Source organism: Burkholderia sp. BCC1998 (assembly GCF_905339875.1).
In the GTDB taxonomy this organism is placed as follows: Bacteria; Pseudomonadota; Gammaproteobacteria; order Burkholderiales; family Burkholderiaceae; genus Burkholderia.
Genome location: NZ_CAJPHE010000015.1, coordinates 151335 through 170209, shown reverse-complemented (window position 1 = coordinate 170209; position 18875 = coordinate 151335). Strand labels below are relative to the sequence as shown.

Below are 18875 nucleotides of genomic sequence, written 5' to 3'. Positions count from 1 at the left end.
GAAACCCACCGTGAAGATCGATTCCACTCCGAACCCGAGCCCACTCGCGTCGACCGGCAACGGCGCGGCCCGCGCGCAATCCGGCGCGGCTTCGTCGTCGTCCGCGCAGGCGGCCGACGCAGGATCGACCGGCGGCGACGCGAGCGTGAACCTGTCGGGTCTGTCCGGCCAGCTGCGTTCGCTGTCGGCCTCCGGCAGCGCCGACATCGACACGGCCCTCGTCCAGTCGATCAAGGACGCGCTGAACAACGGCACGTTGACGATCGACGTGAACAAGATCGCCGACGGCGTATTGAATACCGCCCGCGACCTGCTGCAACAGCAGCGCTCGCAGGGCAACTGAGCCGGCCCGGGGCCCGTCACGCCCTGACCGGTCCCCTGGTTTGCCGGCATGCGGCCCCGCGTGCCGGCGCGACGAGCATGACGCGATGAGAGAAGAGCTGCTGGCCACGGTCAACGACGAACACGCGACGGTCGAAGCGTTCGCGTCCCTGCTCGCCTACGAGGAAAAGGCGCTGACGACGCCGGAGCCGCTTGAAATGCTGCCCGGCATCGTCGAGAAGAAGAGCGCGCTGATCGACCGGCTCGCGCAGCTCGAGCGCACGCGTGACACGCAGCTGTCCGCGCTCGGCTTTCCGGCCGGCAAGAAAGGGATGGACCAGGCCGCCGAACGCGACGCACGCCTCGCCGGCCGCTGGCAGTTGCTGCTGCAGGCCGCCGAACGCGCGCGCCAGGCCAATGCGACCAACGGGATGCTGATCCGGATCCGGATGGACTACAACGAGCGCGCGCTCGCGGTGCTGCGCTCGGCGCCCGCGCCGGCCGGCGTCTACGGGCCCGACGGGCGGGTATCGGCGCTGATGCGCTGATTCTCCGACGTACTGATTCCCTGACGTACGGATTCCCTGACGCACCGATTCTCTGACGTACCGATTCTCTGACGTACGGATTCCCGACGGACCGATCACGCCGGCGCATCGACGCGCCGCGCGTGCATCGCGCGGCCCGCCTGCGGCCGCGCCCCCCTTCCCCGCCTTACAGCAGCGGACACGCAGTGACCTGCGTGCCGCGTTCCACGCAAAGCCGTTCGTAGTCGCGCAGGTACGCGCGCTCGTCGTCGTTCAGCAGTTCGACGTCGATCAGGTCCCAGTCGTAGCCGACCGTGACGATGTTCTCGAACGCGACGGTGTCCGATGCGTCGTCGTCCGCGCGCACGATCACGATGTTCTCGATCCGCACGCCGCCCTTGCCCGGCACGTAGATGCCGGGCTCGACCGAAATCACCGCGTTCGGCACCAGCCCGTACTGCGCGCCCGGCGCGAACCGCACGCCGCCCTCGTGCACGTGGATCCCGACGCCGTGCCCGGTGCCGTGACCGAAATCGTAGCCGTGGTCGCGGCATACCTGACGCACCGCCGCGTCGACGTCGCCGCCCGTCGCCGTCTTCGGGAAACGCGTGACGAGCCCCTTGATGCAGGCCTTCAGCGCGACCGTGTAGATCTCGCGCTGCCACGGCTGCGCGACCGTCTCCGGCCGCGTGCGGCGCAGCACGACGCGCGTGCAGTCCGTCGCGAAACCGGCATCGTAATACGCGCCGCTGTCGAGCAGCACGAGCTCGCCTTCGGTCAACTCGACGTCGGCGCTCGCCGCCGTGTAGTGCGCGAACGCGCTGTTCGCGCCGTTCGCCGCGATGGACGGGAACGTCAGCGCGACCGCCGAGCGGGCGCCGTACGCGTCGTTGATCGTGCGGGCCAGGTCGTACTCGGTATGGCGCTGCCCCGGCTCGCCGGCCTTCGCCCAGCGCATCGTTTCGGCGATCGCCGCCGAACTGCGCGCGAACGCGTCGCGGAACCGGTCGAGCACCGCCGGCGTCTTGCCGGCCCGCAGCGCCTCGACCGGGTTGAAGTCGGCGTGCCGCGCGTGCGGCCACACGCGGCGCACCGACTCGACCAGCGCGCAGTTGACCGACTCGAAGCCGTAACACACGTGCTCGACCGCGAACCGCGCGAGGAAGCGCTCGAGTTCGGCGAAGTCGCGCCGGATCACGTGCAGCGCCGGATACGACGCCAGTTCGACCGGGCAGCGGTCGCAACCCTCCGGCAGGAACAGCGCGACCTGCTCGCCGATAGCGAACAGGAAGCCCAGGTGCGACGACGCATTCGGGATGTGATAGCCGCGGCTGTTCAGCAGGTACGCGAGGTCGTCCGACGCGCACGTGAAGAACGCGGTCGTGCCGGGCGCAGCGCCGGTGTGCGCGGCGAGCCGCCGGTTCAGCGCGTCGAGGTTCTGCGCGACGCTCGCGCCGGTCATCTCGTCCGGCAGCTCGAAGATCGGCCGCTCGACCACCCAGCCCGGCAGCGCGATCGCGCGGTCGATCTCGCGCTCGACGAGGCTCGTCCAGTCGAGCGACGCCGCCTGCGTCTGCTCGACCAGCCGGTCGCGCTGCGCGACGCTGATCCGCAGCGCGTCGTAGCCGACCCGCGCGAGCCGGCTCGCGTGCGCGAGCAGCCAGTCGGCCAGCGCCTGCCAGATCGTCACGCTCATCCCGAGCTTCTCGATGCGCACGCGCGCCGGGTCGCACTGCTGTTCGGCCTGCAGGTGATAGCGGCCGTCGACGAACAGCACGAACGGCGGCACACCGAGCGCCTCGGCGGTCGCCGCGCTCAGGAAGATGCCGCAGCCGGCCGAGCCGTCGAAGCCCGACAGCGCGTAGCGCGGATTGTTGCGGCGCGGCAGGTATTCGGTGATGTACTCGTCCTGCGACGTGACCACGACCGCGTCGAGCCGGGCGGCGTCGAGCAGGCGCGACAGGCCGGCCTGCGTGTCGGCGACGGACGCGTCGTACGGGGGAAGGCCGGAGAAGCTGTATTTCAGTCGATCGATCATCGGATACCCGTTATGGATTGTTGTCGGCGGCCGGCGGCGTCACGCGGCATGGCGCCCGCCTCACCCGGCACGCTGCCCGCGCGCGGACGACTCGCGGCCCGGCGGGCAGCCGGGCCGTGGTGCCGTTCCCGCAGCAGGCTCTCGGGAAAATTTTTGTCTCACTTAACTTTGTTTGATGCGTGCGACAGAATCTAGAGCACGGTGAAATTGAGGTCAAGCTAAAATTTTCGTAGGGCTAAAATTACCGGTGCGTGCGGTGCGCGACGGCGGCACCGCCGTGCGCGGCGTGGCGGCGGACCGGCGCGACTGCGCGGTACAATGCGCCCGCATCGTCGTCCCGACGGCCGTGCTTCGTGCGATTCGCGGAACGGCAACGTCCGGCGACTGCACCGCCCCCCTCGCTCGCCTCCCGACTCGTTGCCACGAAAGAGATCCATGGATTCAGACATCATGCGTATCGGCCAGCGCATTCGCCGCCTGCGCCGGGAAGCGAAGAAAACGCTGCTGGAAGTCGCGACCGAAGCGAACCTGTCGGTCGGGTTCCTGTCGCAGGTCGAGCGCCATCTGACCGGCATCTCGCTGTCATCGCTCGTCAACGTCGCGAAAGCGCTCGACGTACCGCTCGGCACGCTGATCGACCAGCCGCGCCAGGCGCAGCCCGACTCGCACGCGGGCCGCCGCGAACCGTACGCGGTCGACGCCGCGTCGCAGTGGTACGAGCGCCTGTCCACCACCTTCGACGGCAGCCAGATCAACGCGCTCAAGGTCCGGATGATGGAGGGCTACCGGTCGGAATGGGTCGCGCACGGCGGCGACGAGTTCGTGTACGTGCTGACCGGCCGGCTCTGCTACACGATCGGCAAGAAGGATTACCCGCTGTCGCCCGGTGATTCGCTGCACTTCGACGCGAGGAAGCGCCATCGCGTCGCGAACGTCGGCGACGGGCCCGCGGAGCTGATCGCGGTCGGCACGCTGCCCCTCTTCGACGACAACTGCGCCGAGTTGGGGTCCGCCGCGATGAAAATCAGGCTGCTCGCGCGCGATGCCGGCGCGACCCCGGGCGAGCCGCGCGTGAGCCGCCGCGAACCGGCACCGACGCGGGAGCGCGACGCGGACGCCGCGCAGCCCGCCGACAAGCCGGCCGGCGCCACGGCCAAGACGGCTGCCAGGAAGTCCCGCTCGGCCACCCGCAAACGTCCGGCTGCCGCCACGCCGGCGCGCCGCACCGCCGAGCGCATGAAGAAATGACGGCTGGCGGCCGGGCGGCGCACCGCTCGGCGCGGTCCGCACGATTTGCGGAATCGATTCACGGCCTGATTCACGGCCCGATTCGTAGCCCCGATTCGTAGCCCCGATTCGTAGCCCGATTCGCAACCCCGATTCGCAGCCCCGATTCGCAGCCCGGTTTGCAACCCGATTCCCGGGCCCGGTTTGCAACCCAGTTCCCAAGCCTGTTCGCAACCCGGTTCCCAGCCCAGTCCGCGCCCCAACTCCCCCGCCTATTCCGCGATCGCCAGCGCCTGTTTGACGGCCTCGACCCGCGCGCGATGCACGGCGTCCTTGATCTGCATCGCATCGTTGCCGACACCGCGCGCGATCGCGCCCGCGTCGACGCTGCGCGCCGCCACCAGCGCCACGCGCAGCCGCTCGGCCTGCGGATACGGCTGCGTGTCGAGCCCGAGCCGGCCGCGCGCATCCGCTTCGCATGCCTGCAGCATCTCGGCGAAGCGTGCCGGCTTGCGCAGCGCGTCGCTGCGCTCGAAGAAGCGCACCAGCGCGGCCGCGCCCATTTCCATCACGCGATGCAGGTTGCCGTGCTCGCGCGCGACCACCAGCGCGAGATCGCGGCAATCGTTCGGCACGCGCAACCGCTCGCACAGCGGCTTGATGAGGTCGACGCTGCGGCCTTCGTGGCCGACATGGCGCGGCAGCACGTCGGCGGGCGTCGTCGCCTTGCCGAGATCGTGCGTGAGCGCCGCGAAGCGCACCGGCAGCGAATAGCCCTGCTTCGCCGCATAGTCGACGACCATCATCACGTGCACGCCGGTGTCGACTTCCGGGTGGTAGTCGGCGCGCTGCGGCACGCCCCACAGCGCGTCGACCTCGGGCAGGATGCGCGCGAGCGCGCCGCACTCGCGCAGCACCGCGAACATCCGCGACGGTTTCGCCTCCATCAGCCCGCGCGCGATCTCCTGCCACACGCGCTCGGGCACCAGCGCATCCGCTTCGCCCGCGTCGACCATCCGCCGCATCAGCGCGAGCGTGTCGTCCGCGACCGTGAAATCGGCGAAGCGCGCGGCAAAGCGCGCGATCCGCAGGATCCGCACCGGATCCTCGACGAACGCGTCGCCGACATGCCGGAACACGCGTGCGCGCAGGTCGGCCTGTCCGTCGAACGGATCGATCACCGGGCCGACCAGCGCGCCCTCCGGGCTCACTTCGCGCGCCATCGCGTTGATCGTCAGGTCACGCCGCGCGAGGTCCTCTTCGAGCGTCACGTCCGGCGCATAGTAGAACTGGAAGCCGTGATAGCCGGCCGCCGTCTTGCGCTCGGTGCGCGCGAGCGCGTATTCCTCCTGGGTGCCCGGATGCAGGAACACGGGGAAATCCTTGCCGACCGGCCGGAAGCCCTGCGCGGCCATCTGCTCGGGCGTCGCGCCCACCACCACGTAGTCGCGGTCCTGCACCGGCACGCCGAGCAATTCGTCGCGGATCGCTCCGCCTACTGCGTAGATGTTCATGGCGTCGGTTCGTATTCGGCGATCACGTTGGTTTCGCGGCGCGCGCCATCGATCCAGCGCTGCACCGCCGGCAGTGCCGTCACGCGCGCGGCATACCCGGCCGCTTCCGGCGACAGCGCCGGCGCATACGTGTTGAAGCGCATCACGACGGGCGCATACATCGCATCGGCGATGCCGAATTCGCCGAACAGGAACGGGCCGCCCGAGGCCTCGATGCACGCGCTCCACAGCGCGTCGATGCGCGCGACGTCGGCGAGCGCCTCGGGCGTCGCGCCGCGCCCCGGCATCGACGCACGCACGCTCATTCCCATCTGCGTGCGCAGCGCGGCGAAGCCCGAATGCATCTCGGCCGAGATGCAGCGCGCATGCACGCGATCGAGCGGATCGGCCGGCCACATCGGGAACTGCGGATAGCGCTCGGCGAGCGTCTCGGCGATCGCGAGCGAATCCCAGATCGCGACGCCGTGGTCGTCGATCAGGCACGGCACCTTGCCGGTCGGCGAATACTCGCGGATGCGCGCGGCCGTGTCGTCACGGCGCAGCTCGATCACGATCTCGTCGAACGGGATGCCGAAATGCGCGAGCAGCAGCCACGGCCGCATCGACCACGACGAGTAGTTCTTGTCTCCAATGACGAGTTTCATGGCGGTGTTCCGGAAAGCGCGAAAGTGAATGACGGAAGCGACGGTCCGCGGCGCCTAGCGGCGGCGCGAGCGAAACCAGTCGAAGCGGGAGCGCCGCGCGGCATGGCCGAGATACGCGGGCGCGATACTCTCGAGACTCGCGGGCGAGATCCCGAGTTCCGGTGCCAGCGGCCCGGACAGCACGTTCGGCACCGACATCGATGCGAGATTGTCGCGCGTGATCACCGGCTCGCCGGGCAGGCATTCGAACACGCTCGCCTGCAGCCGCGCGAGCGCGTCGGGCAGCCGCACGATGCGTGCCTGCCGGCCGACCAGCGTGCCGCAATAGCGCACCAGCTGCTCGAGCGTGTAGACGGTCGGGCCGCCGAGTTCGTAGGTCTTGCCGTGCGCGGCCGCGAGATCCAGCGTGTTGACGAACGCGCGCACGACATCGCCGACGAACACCGGCTGGAAGCGTGCGTCGGGCATCGCGAGCGGCAGCACCGGCAGCGTGCGCTGCAGGTTCGCGAACGTGTTCAGGAATGCGTCGCCGGGGCCGAACACGACCGACGGGCGGAAGATCGTCAGCGCGAGCGAATCGGTCGCCGCGACCGCATGCAGCGCGGCCTCGCCGTCGCCCTTCGAGCGCTGGTACATGCTCGGGCCGTGCGAATCGGCGCCGAGCGCGCTCATGTGCAGCACGCGCCGCACGCCGACTTCGACGCACGCGGCGGCCAGCGCGGCCGGCAGCGCGACGTGCGCGCGCTCGAACCCGGGCCCGTACGGCGTGCCGCGGCCGCCGTGCAGCACGCCGACGAGATTGACGGCCGCATGCGCGCCGGCGACGAACCGGGCGAGCGTGCGCGTATCGAGCGCGTCGAGCTCGACGATCTCGACCGGCAGCATCTGCAGGTGGCGTGCGTGCTCGCGCCGCCGCGTGCCGATCCGCACCTGCTTGCCGGCGTCGATCAGCGCGTTGACGAGCCGGCTGCCGATGAAGCCGGTGCCGCCCAGCAGCGCGACGGTCTGGCGATCCATGTTCGGGTCCTCAAAAGAACACTGCCGCGTCTCGCGCGGCAGTGTGAAGATTGCGGATCAGGGCGAGATCATGCCTAGGCGTTTCTTCAACGACTGCGGTTTGCCCTCGAAGAGCGCCGCGTAGTAGACGGTGTTCGACAGCACGTTCTTCACGTAGTCGCGCGTCTCGTTGAACGGAATCGTCTCCGCGAAGATCGCGCCTTCGACCGGCTGCGTCAACACCTGGCGCCACTGGCGCGGCCGGCCCGGGCCCGCGTTGTAGCCGGCGGTTGCCAGCACCGGCGAGCTGTCGAAGTTGTTGTAGATGTCCGCCAGATACCAGGTGCCGAGCTGGATGTTGGTATTGATGTCGTGCATCTGCGCACGCGTGATCGTGCCCATCCCGAGCTTCTTCGCGACGAGCTGCGCGGTAGCCGGCATCAGCTGCATCAGGCCGCCCGCGCCGACCGACGAACGCGCGTTCGTGATGAAGCGCGACTCCTGGCGGATCAGCCCGTATGCCCATTCGATGTCGAGGCCCGACGACTGCGCGTAGCGCTCGACGATGTCGCGGTACGGCGACGGGTAGCGCAGCGTGAAGTCGTGCTCGGCCTTCGTGCGGTCGGCCGTGTTGACGGTGCGGTCGAGCAGGTCGATGCGCTTGCCGTATTCGGCGGCCGCGAGCAGCTGGCGATCGGTCATCCCGCGCAGCGGCCAGTTCCATTCGCGGTTGCCTTCGAGACGCAGGTTCAGCCCGTAGAAGCGTTGCGCGAGCGCGAAGCCCGGGATCTTGCTCATCGCGTCGATGTCGCCATCGCTCACCTTCGTGCGCGGCGGGATCGACGTGCGCTGGCCAAGCTCTTCGCCGGCGAGCTGCCCGTAGAAGTTGTACTGGCCCGCGACCTGCTCGAATTCCTGGTTCGCCTGCAGCGTGTCGCCGCTCTGCTTGAGCGCACGCGCATGCCAGTAGATCCATGCCGGATCGTCGCGCAGCGACGGCGGCATCTGTTCGATCGACCAGCGCACCATCGGCCAGTTGCCGGCGAGCAGCGCGGCGCGCGTGCGCCATTCGTAGCCCGGGTTCGACAGCGGCGCGTTCGCGGATTTCGCATACCAGACCGACGCGAGCGCCGAGCGCTTGATCGCGCCCTGGTAGCCGATCGCGCCCCACGCGATCGCCTGCTCCTGCTTCGTCAGCGAGCCGGCGATCGACGTCAGCATCCCGGCCGCCGCGTCCGGATCGTTGCGCGCCATGCGGCCGAGCGCGATCAGCGCGAGCTGGTGCGATGCCGCGTCCGGGCCGACGCCGCGCGCGAGGTACAGCGGCGGCGCGCTGGTCGCCTGGTCGAAACCGACCGGGCGCGCGCCGAGCGCGTCGACGATCTTGCCGCCGAGCGTCGTGTAGTTCTGCTCGTACGCGAGGCGCGCCTGCTGCCACACGTCGTCGCTCGCGAACTGCTGGTTGACGGTGAGCGCCGTAATCAGGTCGACACAGGCGTCGCCGTAGTATTTCGGCTCGACGAGCAGCGCACGCGCCGCCTCGGCGACGTTCTCGCCGCGCGCCGCGCGCGATTCGAGCGCGTAGCACTTGACCTGCGTGTCGTCGTCGAGCACGAAGCGCTTGTACTGGTCGTCGAAGTTGCGCCAGTCGTGACGCGCGCCGAGCACGAGCAGATAGTCGTTGCGCAGGCGGTCGGCGATCGCCTGGCCGTCGTAGCGCTGCAGGAACGACTGCACCGGCGCGTCCGGTGCGTCGACGCGTGCGCGGCCGGTCGAATCGAACAGCTGCGGCTTGATCTGGAAATACTCGACGTAGGACGGGACCGGATAGTTCGGGATCATCGACGCGAGCTGCGCGGCCTTCGCGGCGTCGTTGCGGCGCGCGGCTTCGCGCAGCTGCACGAAGATCTGGTCGTCCCCGGCGAGCGTGTCGTCGCCCGGTGCGGCGCACGCGGCCGTGCCCGCGACGAGCGCGGCGGCCGAAAGCGTGAGCGCGACCGCGCGATATACTCGGAAAAGGCTGTTCGACATCGTTATGAATGGAGCACGAAGTGAGCGAAAGCATAGCATGCAACCCTGTGCCGAACCCGAAGGTTGCACTGCGCAAAACGCTGTCCGGCGCGCGTCGCGACGCCGCGTCGCAGCCCGCCGCGAACGCCGCGCTCGACGCGCGGCTGCGCCTGTTGCTCGAGCGCCTCGCGCCCGCGACGGTCGGCTTCTACTGGCCGCTGCCGGGCGAATTCGACGCGCGCGACGCGGTGCTCGCGTGGGCCGCGGCCGGCACGGGCCGCCGCGCCGCGCTGCCGGTGATCGGCGAGCGTCACACGCCGCTCGCGTTCCATGCGTGGGATGCGGATACGCCGATGCGCGAAGGCCATCACCGGATTCCGGAACCGGCGTCGGGCGTCGTCGTCGTGCCCGACCTGCTGCTGATTCCGTGCGTGGGATTCGATCTGCAGCGCTACCGGCTCGGCTATGGCGGCGGCTACTACGACCGCACGCTCGCGGTGTGGCCCGGCGACACGCTGCCGGTGACGGTCGGCATCGCGTATGAAGCGTGCCGCGTCGATGCGCTGCCGGCCGAGGCGCACGATCTCGCGATGCGCTGGATCGTGACCGACGGCGCGCTTTACCCGGCCGCCTGATGACGCGGCGCGCGCTGCTGCATGAGCGGCATGCCGCGCGTCACCGCGCTCACCGCGTTCACCCTCCCGTCCGCAATCGTTTACAGCGACGCCGCCGCGCGCGCGGCCGTGTCGTAGAGGCCCGATGCGTGGCGCAGCAACTGCGCTGCGTCGCCGATCTGCTCGTTGGTGAGGCCGCTGTCCTTGAGCGTCTCGATCAGGCAGTGCTCGCGCACCTCCCGATACTTCAGGCACAGCTCGCGGCCCGCGTCGGTCGCGAAGAAGAACACCTCCTTGCCGCTCTTCTCGCTCTTCACATAGCCGCGCGCGATCAGTTTTTTCAGCGCATAGGTCGCGACGTGCGTATCCTCGATATTGAGCACGAAGCAGATGTCGGCGAGCTTCTTCTTGCGTTCGCGGTGGCTCACGTGATGCAGCAGCGACACCTCGACCGCCGTCATGTCCTTCGCGCCCGCGGCCGACATGCAGCGCACCATCCAGCGGTTGAATGCGTTGCCGGCCATGATGAGCCCGTATTCGAGTTCCGACAGCTCCGCGCTCGAATCGGAAACGAGGTGTTCGGATGACACGATCTTGGTCGCAGGACGCTTCATGGAAAGGCGGAGCAAGCCGGATGACAGGGTGTGCCGAGTGTACGCCAGAAGCCCGGACATACGGGCTAGGCGAAAACGCTTATTGGGAAGTTGTCGATATTTTATTGACAATGTGCGCTAACATTGCCGTCCGAACCGTGCCAGTCCGATGACGCAACCCCGCATTTATCCGCTCGGCGATGCCGCCCTCGTCTGCGAGGTACCGCCGCCCGCCACGCTCGATTGCCAGCGCCGCGTCTGGGCCGTCGCCGAGGTCGCGCGCGCGTGGCCCGACGTGATCGACGTCGTGCCGGGCATGAACAACCTGACGATCGTGTTCGACGCGCTCGCCACGACGGCCGACTCGCTCACGCCGGCGCTGCGCGACGCGTGGGAAACCGCCGACGTCGAGCACGCGGACGGCCGGGAAATCGACATCCCGGTCGAATACGGCGGTGCCGCCGGTCCCGACCTCGCCGCCGTCGCCGCGCACACCGGGCTGTCGGCCGACGAAGTCGTCGCGCGCCACGCGGCCGGCGCCTACGTCGTGTTCTTCGTCGGCTTCCAGCCGGGCTTCGCGTATCTCGGCGGCCTCGATGCGTCGCTGCACACGCCGCGCCGCGCGGCCCCGCGCCTCGAGGTGCCGGCCGGCTCGGTCGGCATCGGCGGTGCGCAGACGGGCATCTATCCGGCCACGTCGCCCGGCGGCTGGCAGCTGATCGGCCGCACGTCGCACGTGCTGTTCGACCCGGCGCGGCCGCAGCCCACGCTGCTGCTGCCCGGCGACCGCGTACGCTTCACCATTGCCGGAGTCGACGCGACATGAGCCAGAACACCGCACCGGGCACGATCGAGGTCGTCCGCGCCGGCCCGCTGTCGACCGTGCAGGATCTCGGCCGCCGCGGCACGCGCCATCTCGGCGTCGCGCAGGGCGGCGCGCTCGACGGCCTCGCGCTCGAGGTCGGCAACCGGCTCGTCGGCAACCGCCCCGACGCGGCGGCCGTCGAAATCACGATCGGCCCGGCCGCGTTCCGCTTCACGCGCGCGACGCGCATCGCGATCACCGGCACCGAATTCGGCGCGACGCTCGACGGCCGGCCCGTGTATTCCTGGTGGAGCCTGCCGGTCGACGCCGGCCAGACGCTGGTGCTGCCGGCCGCGAAACGCGGCATGCGCGGCTACCTGTGCATCGCGGGCGGCATCGACGTGCTGCCGATGCTCGGCTCGCGCAGCACCGATCTCGCGTCGCGCTTCGGCGGCCTCGGCGGCCGCGCGCTGCGCGACGGCGACCGGCTGCCGGTCGGCGTGCCGCCGGCCGGCGCCGGCTGCCTCGCGGCCGACGCGCCCGAATTCGGCGTGAAGGCGCCCGCGTGGTGCGCGTTCGTGCGCGTCGACGAACCGCCGCGCCGCCACCGGCCCGCGCATGCGCCGTGGGCGATGCCCGTGCGCGTGCTGCCGGGCCCCGACTACGCGTCGTTCGCGGCCGATTCGCAGCAGGCGTTCTGGGACGAGGAATGGCTCGTCACCGCGAACAGCAACCGGATGGGCTATCGTCTCGCCGGCGCCGAACTGGTGCGCGAGCGGCCGGTCGAGCTGCTGTCGCACGCGGTGCTGCCCGGCACGATCCAGGTGCCGCCGAACGGCCAGCCGATCGTGCTGATGCACGATGCGCAGACCACCGGCGGCTATCCGAAGATCGGCACGGTGATCCGCGCGGATCTCTGGAAACTCGCACAGGCGCGGCTCAACCTGCCGATCCGCTTCGTGCGCACGACACCCGACGCCGCGCGCGCCGCCCTGGTCGCAGAACGTGCCTATCTGCGCCAGATCGACGTCGCGATCGAGATGCGCGAGGAAACGCGCCGCCGCGCGCAATCGCGCGCAGCGTGACAATGACGGAAGCAGGACGAAGGACGCGCCACGCACCCGTGGACGAGGAACATCATGGAAATCGATCTGAATGCCGATCTCGGTGAAGGATGCGGATCGGACGAGGCGCTGCTCGACCTCGTCACGTCGGCGAACATCGCGTGCGGCTGGCATGCGGGCGGCGCCAATGCGATGCGCGACTGCGTGCGCTGGGCCGTGCAGAAAGGCGTGTCGATCGGCGCGCACCCGAGCTTTCACGACCCGGAGAATTTCGGCCGCAAGGAAATGCAGCTGCCAGCCGGCGACATCTATGCGGGCGTGCTGTACCAGCTCGGCGCGCTGTCGGCGATCGCGCAGGCCGAGGGCGGCCGCATCGCGCACGTGAAGCCGCACGGCGCGCTGTACAACCAGGCCGCGCGCGACCCGCTGATCGCCGACGCGGTGGTGTCCGCGATCCACGACTTCGATCCGTCGCTGGCCGTGTTCGGGCTCGCGAACAGCGTGTTCGTCGCGGCCGCGCGCCACGCGGGGCTCGCCGCGGTGGAGGAAGTGTTCGCCGATCGCGGCTACCGCGCGGACGGCTCGCTCGTGCCGCGCAGCCAGCCCGGCGCGCTGATCGACGATGAAGATGCGGTGCTCACGCGCACGCTCGACATGGTGCGCGAGCGGCAGGTGCGGGCAGTGAGCGGCGAGTGGGTGCCGCTCAACGCGCAGACGGTCTGCCTGCACGGCGACGGCCCGCATGCGCTCGCGTTCGCGAAACGGATCCGCGCGGCGCTCGAAGCGGCGGGCGTCGACGTCGTCGCGCCCGGCGCGCTGCAGGCCGGCGAAGACGCATGACGGCGTGACGCGTCGTCGAAGCGCTCAGCCGTCGCAGGTCGAAAACCGCCGCCACAAAAGAAAAAAGCGCCCTCGTGGCGCTTTTCTGTTGGCGCAATCGCCGCGGACTTCGCCGTCTGTCGATTCGCCCCCCGAAACCGTCTGTCGACGGTGACCGGAAACATGCTCCGGATCAAAAAACGTCCGCCGCCGCCCGCTTGCTGCTTCCCCCGGTCGGACGACGGAACGTTGCTTATGCCGCAAGTCTGTCGCATGCATTTGTTGTGCCGACGATGTTTGGCCCCGCCGTGCATGCAGACACTCCGCGGCCGGCACGTTACATACGTGCCGGCTACGCCAACCCCGCGCTTTGTTTTCTGCTACCCCGTAGAACTTATCTATTCTTTTCATTTTTTCAACTTGTGGGATGAAGAATAGAGATTGGCAGAACCGGATGTCAATCGTTTTAAACGCTATTTCCTGAAGATTCGAGGGTTTTCCTTATCGAGCCGCGTGGCCGCGCGGGCGCCTCGCAGCGCGTGCGGATCGTCGATCAAACAGGGGAGGATCGGCGCGCGGTGCGCGGCGCGATCAGTTCGCGTCGACCTGATACCCTTGCTGGCGCAACAATTCGAGCACGCCGCGCGGGCCGCCCAGATGCAGCGCGCCGATGGCCACGAATACCGGCCGGTTCGGCGCGGCGATTGCCGTCATCCGTGCAACGAAGCGCCGGTTGCGCTCGTACAGGATCTTGTTGTCGATCGACGCCGACAGCGCCTTCGAACGGGCCAGCCGCTCGCTCTTCGCGACCGCCCACGCCGAGATCGCGTCGGCGTCGCCAATTCGCCACAGCCGGTGCAGCGCCTTGATGTCGTCGGCGTTCTGCGCCGGGGTCTGCACCATGTCCTGCGCGAGCATCTCGCGCTGCTCGGCGAGCGTCAGCCCGGTGAACGCGCGCATCTGCTCGGCGAGCGTCTCGAGCCCGATCACGCGGCCGCCCTTCTTCTTCAGGAACACGTTCTGCAGCTGCGCCTCGGTGCCGTACTCGGTCTGCAGGCCGGCCGCCAGCGAGTCGTAGGTTTCGACGACCAGCGCCGCGAGCCACGGCCGCATCCGGCGGATCTCCGCGAGCGCGGCCGGGTTGCCGCGCAGGCGCGCCGCGAGGCGCTGCCACTGCGGCTCGGGCAGCAGGCGCTGCAGGCACGGGTAGCGGCACACGCCGTACTTCGACACGTCGTCCTGCGATTCGAGGAGGTCGTCCGGCGACAGTTCGAGCGCGAGCGTCGGCGACGCGGCGAGCGCCGCGAGGATGCGCGGCCGGAACGGCTGCGCGGGCGGATAGTCGGACGGGTCGCCCGTGTGCAGCGTGCCGAGCACGTACAGCGTGACCCTGCCCCGGGTCGCGACATAGAACGGCATGCGCGCGGGCTGCACGCGCACCGTGCCGCGCGCGACCGTGCCGTTCGACACGGACGGCACGTGGAAGCCCGGCAGGTTCATGCCGGGCGGCGGAACCTGCGACGGATGGATCGGCGAACTCGCCGGCGCGCGCCGTTCGGCACGCGCGGCGTCGACCGGGACCAGCACGCTGGCCGCCACGCACGCGCCGGCCAGCGCCGCGCCCGTGACCGTGCGCACGCTCCAGCGCCGTGCATTGCGGCACGCGCGCATCACGCGCGCGCGGCCGCCCCCCGAACGGCGCACGCCAGGCGCGCGCGCCGCCAAACCATCAGGCATTCACCTCCCCTACCTCCTCGGCGCGATGGCAGGCCACGCGGCGTCCGTCGACGTCGCGCAGCTGCGGTTCCTCGACGCGGCAGCGCTCGACCGCGTACGGGCAGCGCTGGTGAAACGCGCAGCCCGACGGTGGATTGAGCGGCGACGGCAGCTCGCCCTGCAGCTTGATCTGCACGCGGCGGTCTTCCTCGAAGATCGCCGGCGTCGCCGACATCAGCGCGCGCGTGTACGGATGGCGCGGATGCGCGTAGATCGTCGCCTTGTCGCCGAGCTCCGCGACGCTGCCGAAGTACATCACCATCACGTCGTCGGCGACGTGCTCGACCACCGACAGGTTGTGCGAGATGAACACGTAGCTCGTCTTGAACTGCTCCTGCAGGTCCATGAACAGGTTCAGGATCTGCGCCTGGATCGACACGTCGAGCGCGGACACCGGTTCGTCGGCGACCACGATCCGCGGATCGAGGATCATCGCGCGCGCGATCGCGACCCGCTGGCGCTGGCCGCCCGAGAACATGTGCGGATAACGCTTCGCGTGCTCGGGCCGCAGGCCGACCGTGCGCATGATCTGCGCGACGCGCTGCGCGCGTTCGGCGGCCGTCAGGTTCGCGTTGATCTCGAGCGGCTCGGACAGCGTCTGCTCGACGGTCTTGCGCGGGTTCAGCGACGCGAACGGGTTCTGGAACACCATCTGCACGCGGCGGCGCAGGTCGGCGACCGTCTCGCGGCTCGCGCCGGCCACGTCCTTGCCGTCGATCGTCAGGTGGCCCGAGGTGGGCGTCTCGATCATCGTGAGCTGGCGCGCGAGCGTCGATTTCCCGCAGCCCGACTCGCCGACGACGGCGAGCGTCTTGCCGCGCTTGAGCGTGAACGACACGCCGTTCAGCGCCTTCACCGTGCCCTGCCCGAACATCCCGCGCTTGACCGTGTAGTGCTTCGCGAGCCGGTCGGCGACCAGCACCGCTTCCTCGTCGTGCGGCACGCGAGGCGTTTCGTGGACTGCATTCATCGTGCGCCTCCCGTCAGGTCGAGGTTGGAAACATTGAGCGGCTTGATGCAGCGCGCGCGCATCGCATCGTTGGCCGGCACCAGCGTATCGAGCGCCGGACGCGCCTTGCGGCAATCGTCGACGACGTACTTGCAGCGCGGCGCGAACAGGCACCCGGACGGGCGATCATCGCGGCCCGGCACCATGCCCGGCAATGCGGCAAGGCGACGCGCCCCCTGATTGTGCTCGGGAATCGCCGCGAGCAGCGCTTCGGTATACGGATGATGCGGCGCACGGAAGATGTCCGGCACGCGATTGGTCTCGATGACCTCGCCCGCATACATCACCGCGACGCGCTGCGCGACCTCCGACACGACGGCCAGGTCGTGCGAGATCAGCACGAGCGCCATCCCGCGCTCCTTCTGCAGCTTCACGAGCAGGTCCATGATCTGCGCCTGGATCGTCACGTCGAGCGCGGTGGTCGGCTCGTCGGCAATCAGCAGCTTCGGGTTGCACGCGACCGCCATCGCGATCATCACGCGCTGGTTCATGCCGCCCGACATCTGGTGCGGGAACGCCGTGATGCGGTTCTTCGCATCCGGAATGCCGACCTGGTCGAGCAGCTCGAGCGCGCGCCGGTGCAGCGCGTCGCCGCGCAGGCCTTCGTGCAGCTTCAGCACCTCCTTGATCTGGTAGCCGACCGTGTAGCTCGGGTTCAGGCTCGTCAGCGCGTCCTGGAACACCATCGCGATGTCCTTGCCGACGATCTTGCGGCGCGCCTTCGGCGACGCCTTCAGCAGGTCCACGCCGTTGAACGTGACCTCGTCGGCCGTCACCTTGCCCGGCGCATCGATCAGGCCCATCAGCGCCATCATCGTCACGCTCTTGCCCGAGCCCGATTCGCCGACGACGCCCACGACCTCGCCCGGCGCGATCGACAGGTTGATCCGGTCGACCGCGGGCAGGCCGTTGAAGTTCACCGCGAGATTGCGGATAGTCAGTAGATCTTGGCTCATGGTCACGCCATCCGCTTCAGTTTGGGATCGAGCGCGTCGCGCAGCCCGTCGCCGAGCAGGTTGATCGCGAGCACCGAAATCAGGATCGACAGGCCGGGCATCGTCACGATCCACCACGCGTTGTCGATGTAGTCGCGCGCGGACGCGAGCATCGCGCCCCACTCGGCGGTCGGCGGCTGCACGCCGAGGCCGAGGAAGCCGAGCGCGGCCGCGTCGAGGATGGCCGACGAGAAGCCGAGCGTCGCCTGCACGATCAGCGGCGCGGTGCAGTTCGGCAGCACCTGCGAGAACATCAGGCGCAGCGTGCCGGCACCGGCCACGCGCGACGCCGTCACGTACTCCTTCTGCAGCTCGCCGAGCGCGGATGCGCGCGTGAGACGCACGTAGGCCGGCAGCGCGACGATCGCGATCGCGAACATCGTGTTGGTGAGGCCCGGGCCGATGATCGCGACGACCGCCACCGCGAGCAGCAGCGACGGCAGCGCGAGCAGCACGTCCATGATGCGCATCACGGGCGTGTCGGCCCACTTCTGGAAGAACGCGGCGATCAGCCCGAGCACGATGCCGGGGATCAGCGCGAGCACGACCGACACGAAGCCGATCCAGAACGACATGCGCGCGCCGAACATCAGGCGCGAAAGGATGTCGCGGCCCGCTTCGTCGGTGCCGAGGATGAACTGCCAGTTGCCGCCCGCGAGCCATGCGGGCGGGATCTTCACGTAGTCGCGGTATTGCTCGACCGGGCTGTGCGGCGCGATCAACGGCGCGAACAGCGCGACGAGGATCAGCACCAGCACGACGATGCCGGCGCCGACGGCGCCGCGGTTGCGCGAGAAATTGGCCCAGAACTCGCGCAGCGCGAGCGCACGGCCGCCGGCCGGCGCGGATTCGCTCGGCAGGGTGTTTTGCAGATTGCTCATGGAATTACCTCGTGTGGCGGATGCGCGGATTCAGCACGCCGTACAGCAGGTCGACGACCAGGTTCACGACGATCACGAGCGTCGCGATCAGCAGGATGCCGCCCTGGACGACCGGATAGTCGCGGCGGCCGATCGCATCGATCAGCCACTTGCCGACACCGGGCCACGAAAAGAGCGTCTCGGTCAGCACGGCGCCGGCCAGCAGCGTGCCGATCTGCAGGCCGATCACGGTGACGACCGGGATCAGCGCATTGCGCAGCGCATGCACGACGACCACGCGCACGGGCGACAGCCCCTTTGCGCGCGCCGTGCGGATGTAGTCCTCGCGCAGCACTTCGAGCATCGACGAGCGCGTCATCCGCGCGATCACCGCGAGCGGGATCGTGCCGAGCACGATCGCCGGCAGGATCAGGTGGCTGACGGCCGATTTGAACGCGCCTTCGTCGGGTGCGAGCAGCGCGTCGATCAGCATGAAGCCGGTCGGATGCGGGAAATCGTATTCGACCGCGATGCGGCCCGACACGGGCGTCCAGCCGAGGTACGACGAAAACACCATGATGAGGATCAGCCCCCACCAGAAGATCGGCATCGAGTAGCCGGTGAGTGCGGTGCCCATCACGCCATGATCGACGACCGAGCCGCGCCGCAGCGCGGCGATCACGCCGGCCGGCAGCCCGACCGCGAGCGCGAACACGAGCGCGCACAGCGACAGTTCGACGGTCGCCGGGAAGCGCGCGAAGAATTCGCCCGCGACGCTGGTGTTGGTGATGATCGACGTGCCGAGGTCGCCATGCAGCGCCCGGCCGATGTAGTGGATGTACTGCAGGGGCAGCGGCTGGTCGAGCCCGAGGCGTTTCATGGCCTCCGCATGCATCGCGGGATCGACGCCGCGCTCGCCCATCATCACTTCGATGGGGTCGCCCGGTATCAGGTGAATCAGCGCAAACGCCAGGATGGTGATGCCGATGAAGGTCGGGATCACCATGCCCACGCGGCGCAACACGAATGTGAACATGATGCGTCTCGTATTTTCTTGTGGGAA

18 protein-coding genes are annotated in these 18875 nt (G+C 69.3%); 7 read left to right on the top strand and 11 right to left on the bottom strand.

Features of this window, described 5'->3' with window-relative positions; translation table 11 throughout:
• Nucleotides 1-10: 10 nt before the first annotated feature.
• Nucleotides 11-343 (top strand): flagellar biosynthesis anti-sigma factor FlgM, encoded by a 333-nt coding sequence (gene flgM, locus U5A56_RS24490; protein ID WP_124520534.1) that lies wholly within the window; start codon nucleotides 11-13, stop codon nucleotides 341-343.
• Between the two features lie 85 nt (nucleotides 344-428).
• Complete coding sequence (locus tag U5A56_RS24485) at nucleotides 429-869, top strand: flagella synthesis protein FlgN (protein WP_039317824.1); 441 nt, start codon at nucleotides 429-431, stop codon at nucleotides 867-869.
• 166 nt (nucleotides 870-1035) lie between these two features.
• Here U5A56_RS24485 and U5A56_RS24480 read toward each other — a convergent pair whose 3' ends face one another.
• Nucleotides 1036-2886, bottom strand: coding sequence for a M24 family metallopeptidase (locus tag U5A56_RS24480; protein WP_321924927.1), 1851 nt, complete (start codon nucleotides 2884-2886; stop codon nucleotides 1036-1038).
• A gap of 435 nt (nucleotides 2887-3321) precedes the next feature.
• Here U5A56_RS24480 and U5A56_RS24475 point away from each other — a divergent pair, with 435 nt between their 5' ends.
• Nucleotides 3322-4134 (top strand): XRE family transcriptional regulator, encoded by an 813-nt coding sequence (locus tag U5A56_RS24475; RefSeq protein ID WP_321924925.1) that lies wholly within the window; start codon nucleotides 3322-3324, stop codon nucleotides 4132-4134.
• 251 nt (nucleotides 4135-4385) lie between these two features.
• Here U5A56_RS24475 and U5A56_RS24470 read toward each other — a convergent pair whose 3' ends face one another.
• Genes U5A56_RS24470 through U5A56_RS24455 form a run of 4 tightly spaced genes read right to left on the bottom strand, consistent with a single transcriptional unit; the run spans nucleotide 4386 to nucleotide 9298 of the window.
• Complete coding sequence (locus U5A56_RS24470) at nucleotides 4386-5627, bottom strand: multifunctional CCA addition/repair protein (protein WP_124486654.1); 1242 nt, start codon at nucleotides 5625-5627, stop codon at nucleotides 4386-4388.
• Nucleotides 5624-6271, bottom strand: a complete 648-nt coding sequence (locus tag U5A56_RS24465; RefSeq protein ID WP_321810924.1) for a glutathione S-transferase family protein — start codon at nucleotides 6269-6271, stop codon at nucleotides 5624-5626. Before U5A56_RS24465 ends, U5A56_RS24470 begins: the two co-directional genes overlap by 4 nt.
• A 54-nt stretch (nucleotides 6272-6325) precedes the next feature.
• Nucleotides 6326-7288, bottom strand: coding sequence for a complex I NDUFA9 subunit family protein (locus U5A56_RS24460; RefSeq protein ID WP_044847866.1), 963 nt, complete (start codon nucleotides 7286-7288; stop codon nucleotides 6326-6328).
• 57 nt (nucleotides 7289-7345) lie between these two features.
• Complete coding sequence (locus U5A56_RS24455; protein ID WP_321924922.1) at nucleotides 7346-9298, bottom strand: lytic transglycosylase domain-containing protein; 1953 nt, start codon at nucleotides 9296-9298, stop codon at nucleotides 7346-7348.
• Nucleotides 9299-9306: 8 nt separating this feature from the next.
• On the opposite strand from U5A56_RS24455, the gene U5A56_RS24450 reads away from it, so the two are divergent.
• Nucleotides 9307-9912 carry a 5-formyltetrahydrofolate cyclo-ligase gene (locus U5A56_RS24450; RefSeq protein ID WP_044847864.1) on the top strand — a complete coding sequence of 202 codons (606 nt, stop codon included), beginning with the start codon at nucleotides 9307-9309 and terminating at the stop codon, nucleotides 9910-9912.
• An 80-nt stretch (nucleotides 9913-9992) separates the two neighbouring features.
• Here U5A56_RS24450 and U5A56_RS24445 read toward each other — a convergent pair whose 3' ends face one another.
• Nucleotides 9993-10505, bottom strand: coding sequence for a winged helix DNA-binding protein (locus U5A56_RS24445; RefSeq protein WP_044847863.1), 513 nt, complete (start codon nucleotides 10503-10505; stop codon nucleotides 9993-9995).
• A gap of 148 nt (nucleotides 10506-10653) precedes the next feature.
• On the opposite strand from U5A56_RS24445, the gene pxpB reads away from it, so the two are divergent.
• From pxpB to pxpA, 3 genes are read left to right on the top strand one after another with little or no spacing between them, the layout of a single operon-like run.
• Nucleotides 10654-11310, top strand: coding sequence for a 5-oxoprolinase subunit PxpB (gene pxpB, locus U5A56_RS24440; RefSeq protein ID WP_044847862.1), 657 nt, complete (start codon nucleotides 10654-10656; stop codon nucleotides 11308-11310).
• Entirely contained in the window at nucleotides 11307-12374 is a 1068-nt protein-coding gene (locus U5A56_RS24435) for a biotin-dependent carboxyltransferase family protein (protein ID WP_124520540.1), read from the top strand. Before pxpB ends, U5A56_RS24435 begins: the two co-directional genes overlap by 4 nt.
• Before the next feature lie 54 nt (nucleotides 12375-12428).
• Nucleotides 12429-13193, top strand: coding sequence for a 5-oxoprolinase subunit PxpA (pxpA, locus tag U5A56_RS24430; RefSeq protein ID WP_321924919.1), 765 nt, complete (start codon nucleotides 12429-12431; stop codon nucleotides 13191-13193).
• Between the two features lie 570 nt (nucleotides 13194-13763).
• Here pxpA and U5A56_RS24425 read toward each other — a convergent pair.
• From U5A56_RS24425 to U5A56_RS24405, 5 genes are read right to left on the bottom strand one after another with little or no spacing between them, the layout of a single operon-like run.
• On the bottom strand, nucleotides 13764-14909 hold the full coding sequence (locus U5A56_RS24425; RefSeq protein ID WP_124486659.1) for a TraB/GumN family protein: 1146 nt from the start codon (nucleotides 14907-14909) through the stop codon (nucleotides 13764-13766).
• On the bottom strand, nucleotides 14902-15918 hold the full coding sequence (locus U5A56_RS24420; RefSeq protein WP_124570738.1) for a peptide ABC transporter ATP-binding protein: 1017 nt from the start codon (nucleotides 15916-15918) through the stop codon (nucleotides 14902-14904). Before U5A56_RS24420 ends, U5A56_RS24425 begins: the two co-directional genes overlap by 8 nt.
• Nucleotides 15915-16913 carry an ABC transporter ATP-binding protein gene (locus tag U5A56_RS24415; RefSeq protein ID WP_044848857.1) on the bottom strand — a complete coding sequence of 333 codons (999 nt, stop codon included), beginning with the start codon at nucleotides 16911-16913 and terminating at the stop codon, nucleotides 15915-15917. Before U5A56_RS24415 ends, U5A56_RS24420 begins: the two co-directional genes overlap by 4 nt.
• Nucleotides 16914-16915: 2 nt before the next feature.
• On the bottom strand, nucleotides 16916-17833 hold the full coding sequence (locus tag U5A56_RS24410) for an ABC transporter permease subunit (RefSeq protein ID WP_044848856.1): 918 nt from the start codon (nucleotides 17831-17833) through the stop codon (nucleotides 16916-16918).
• 4 nt (nucleotides 17834-17837) lie between these two features.
• Complete coding sequence (locus U5A56_RS24405) at nucleotides 17838-18848, bottom strand: ABC transporter permease subunit (protein ID WP_044848855.1); 1011 nt, start codon at nucleotides 18846-18848, stop codon at nucleotides 17838-17840.
• Between the last annotated feature and the right edge of the window lie 27 nt (nucleotides 18849-18875).

Bases quoted from the DNA above. Each gene is read 5' to 3' on its own strand.
- U5A56_RS24485 (WP_039317824.1), top strand. From the start codon at position 429: ATGAGAGAAGAGCTGCTGGCCACGGTCAACGACGAACACGCGACGGTC.
- U5A56_RS24480 (WP_321924927.1), bottom strand. From the start codon at position 2,886: ATGATCGATCGACTGAAATACAGCTTCTCCGGCCTTCCCCCGTACGAC.
- U5A56_RS24475 (WP_321924925.1), top strand. From the start codon at position 3,322: ATGGATTCAGACATCATGCGTATCGGCCAGCGCATTCGCCGCCTGCGC.
- U5A56_RS24470 (WP_124486654.1), bottom strand. From the start codon at position 5,627: ATGAACATCTACGCAGTAGGCGGAGCGATCCGCGACGAATTGCTCGGC.
- U5A56_RS24465 (WP_321810924.1), bottom strand. From the start codon at position 6,271: ATGAAACTCGTCATTGGAGACAAGAACTACTCGTCGTGGTCGATGCGG.
- U5A56_RS24460 (WP_044847866.1), bottom strand. From the start codon at position 7,288: ATGGATCGCCAGACCGTCGCGCTGCTGGGCGGCACCGGCTTCATCGGC.
- U5A56_RS24455 (WP_321924922.1), bottom strand. From the start codon at position 9,298: ATGTCGAACAGCCTTTTCCGAGTATATCGCGCGGTCGCGCTCACGCTT.
- U5A56_RS24450 (WP_044847864.1), top strand. From the start codon at position 9,307: ATGGAGCACGAAGTGAGCGAAAGCATAGCATGCAACCCTGTGCCGAAC.
- U5A56_RS24445 (WP_044847863.1), bottom strand. From the start codon at position 10,505: ATGAAGCGTCCTGCGACCAAGATCGTGTCATCCGAACACCTCGTTTCC.
- pxpB (WP_044847862.1), top strand. From the start codon at position 10,654: ATGACGCAACCCCGCATTTATCCGCTCGGCGATGCCGCCCTCGTCTGC.
- U5A56_RS24435 (WP_124520540.1), top strand. From the start codon at position 11,307: ATGAGCCAGAACACCGCACCGGGCACGATCGAGGTCGTCCGCGCCGGC.
- pxpA (WP_321924919.1), top strand. From the start codon at position 12,429: ATGGAAATCGATCTGAATGCCGATCTCGGTGAAGGATGCGGATCGGAC.
- U5A56_RS24425 (WP_124486659.1), bottom strand. From the start codon at position 14,909: ATGCCTGATGGTTTGGCGGCGCGCGCGCCTGGCGTGCGCCGTTCGGGG.
- U5A56_RS24420 (WP_124570738.1), bottom strand. From the start codon at position 15,918: ATGAATGCAGTCCACGAAACGCCTCGCGTGCCGCACGACGAGGAAGCG.
- U5A56_RS24415 (WP_044848857.1), bottom strand. From the start codon at position 16,913: ATGAGCCAAGATCTACTGACTATCCGCAATCTCGCGGTGAACTTCAAC.
- U5A56_RS24410 (WP_044848856.1), bottom strand. From the start codon at position 17,833: ATGAGCAATCTGCAAAACACCCTGCCGAGCGAATCCGCGCCGGCCGGC.
- U5A56_RS24405 (WP_044848855.1), bottom strand. From the start codon at position 18,848: ATGTTCACATTCGTGTTGCGCCGCGTGGGCATGGTGATCCCGACCTTC.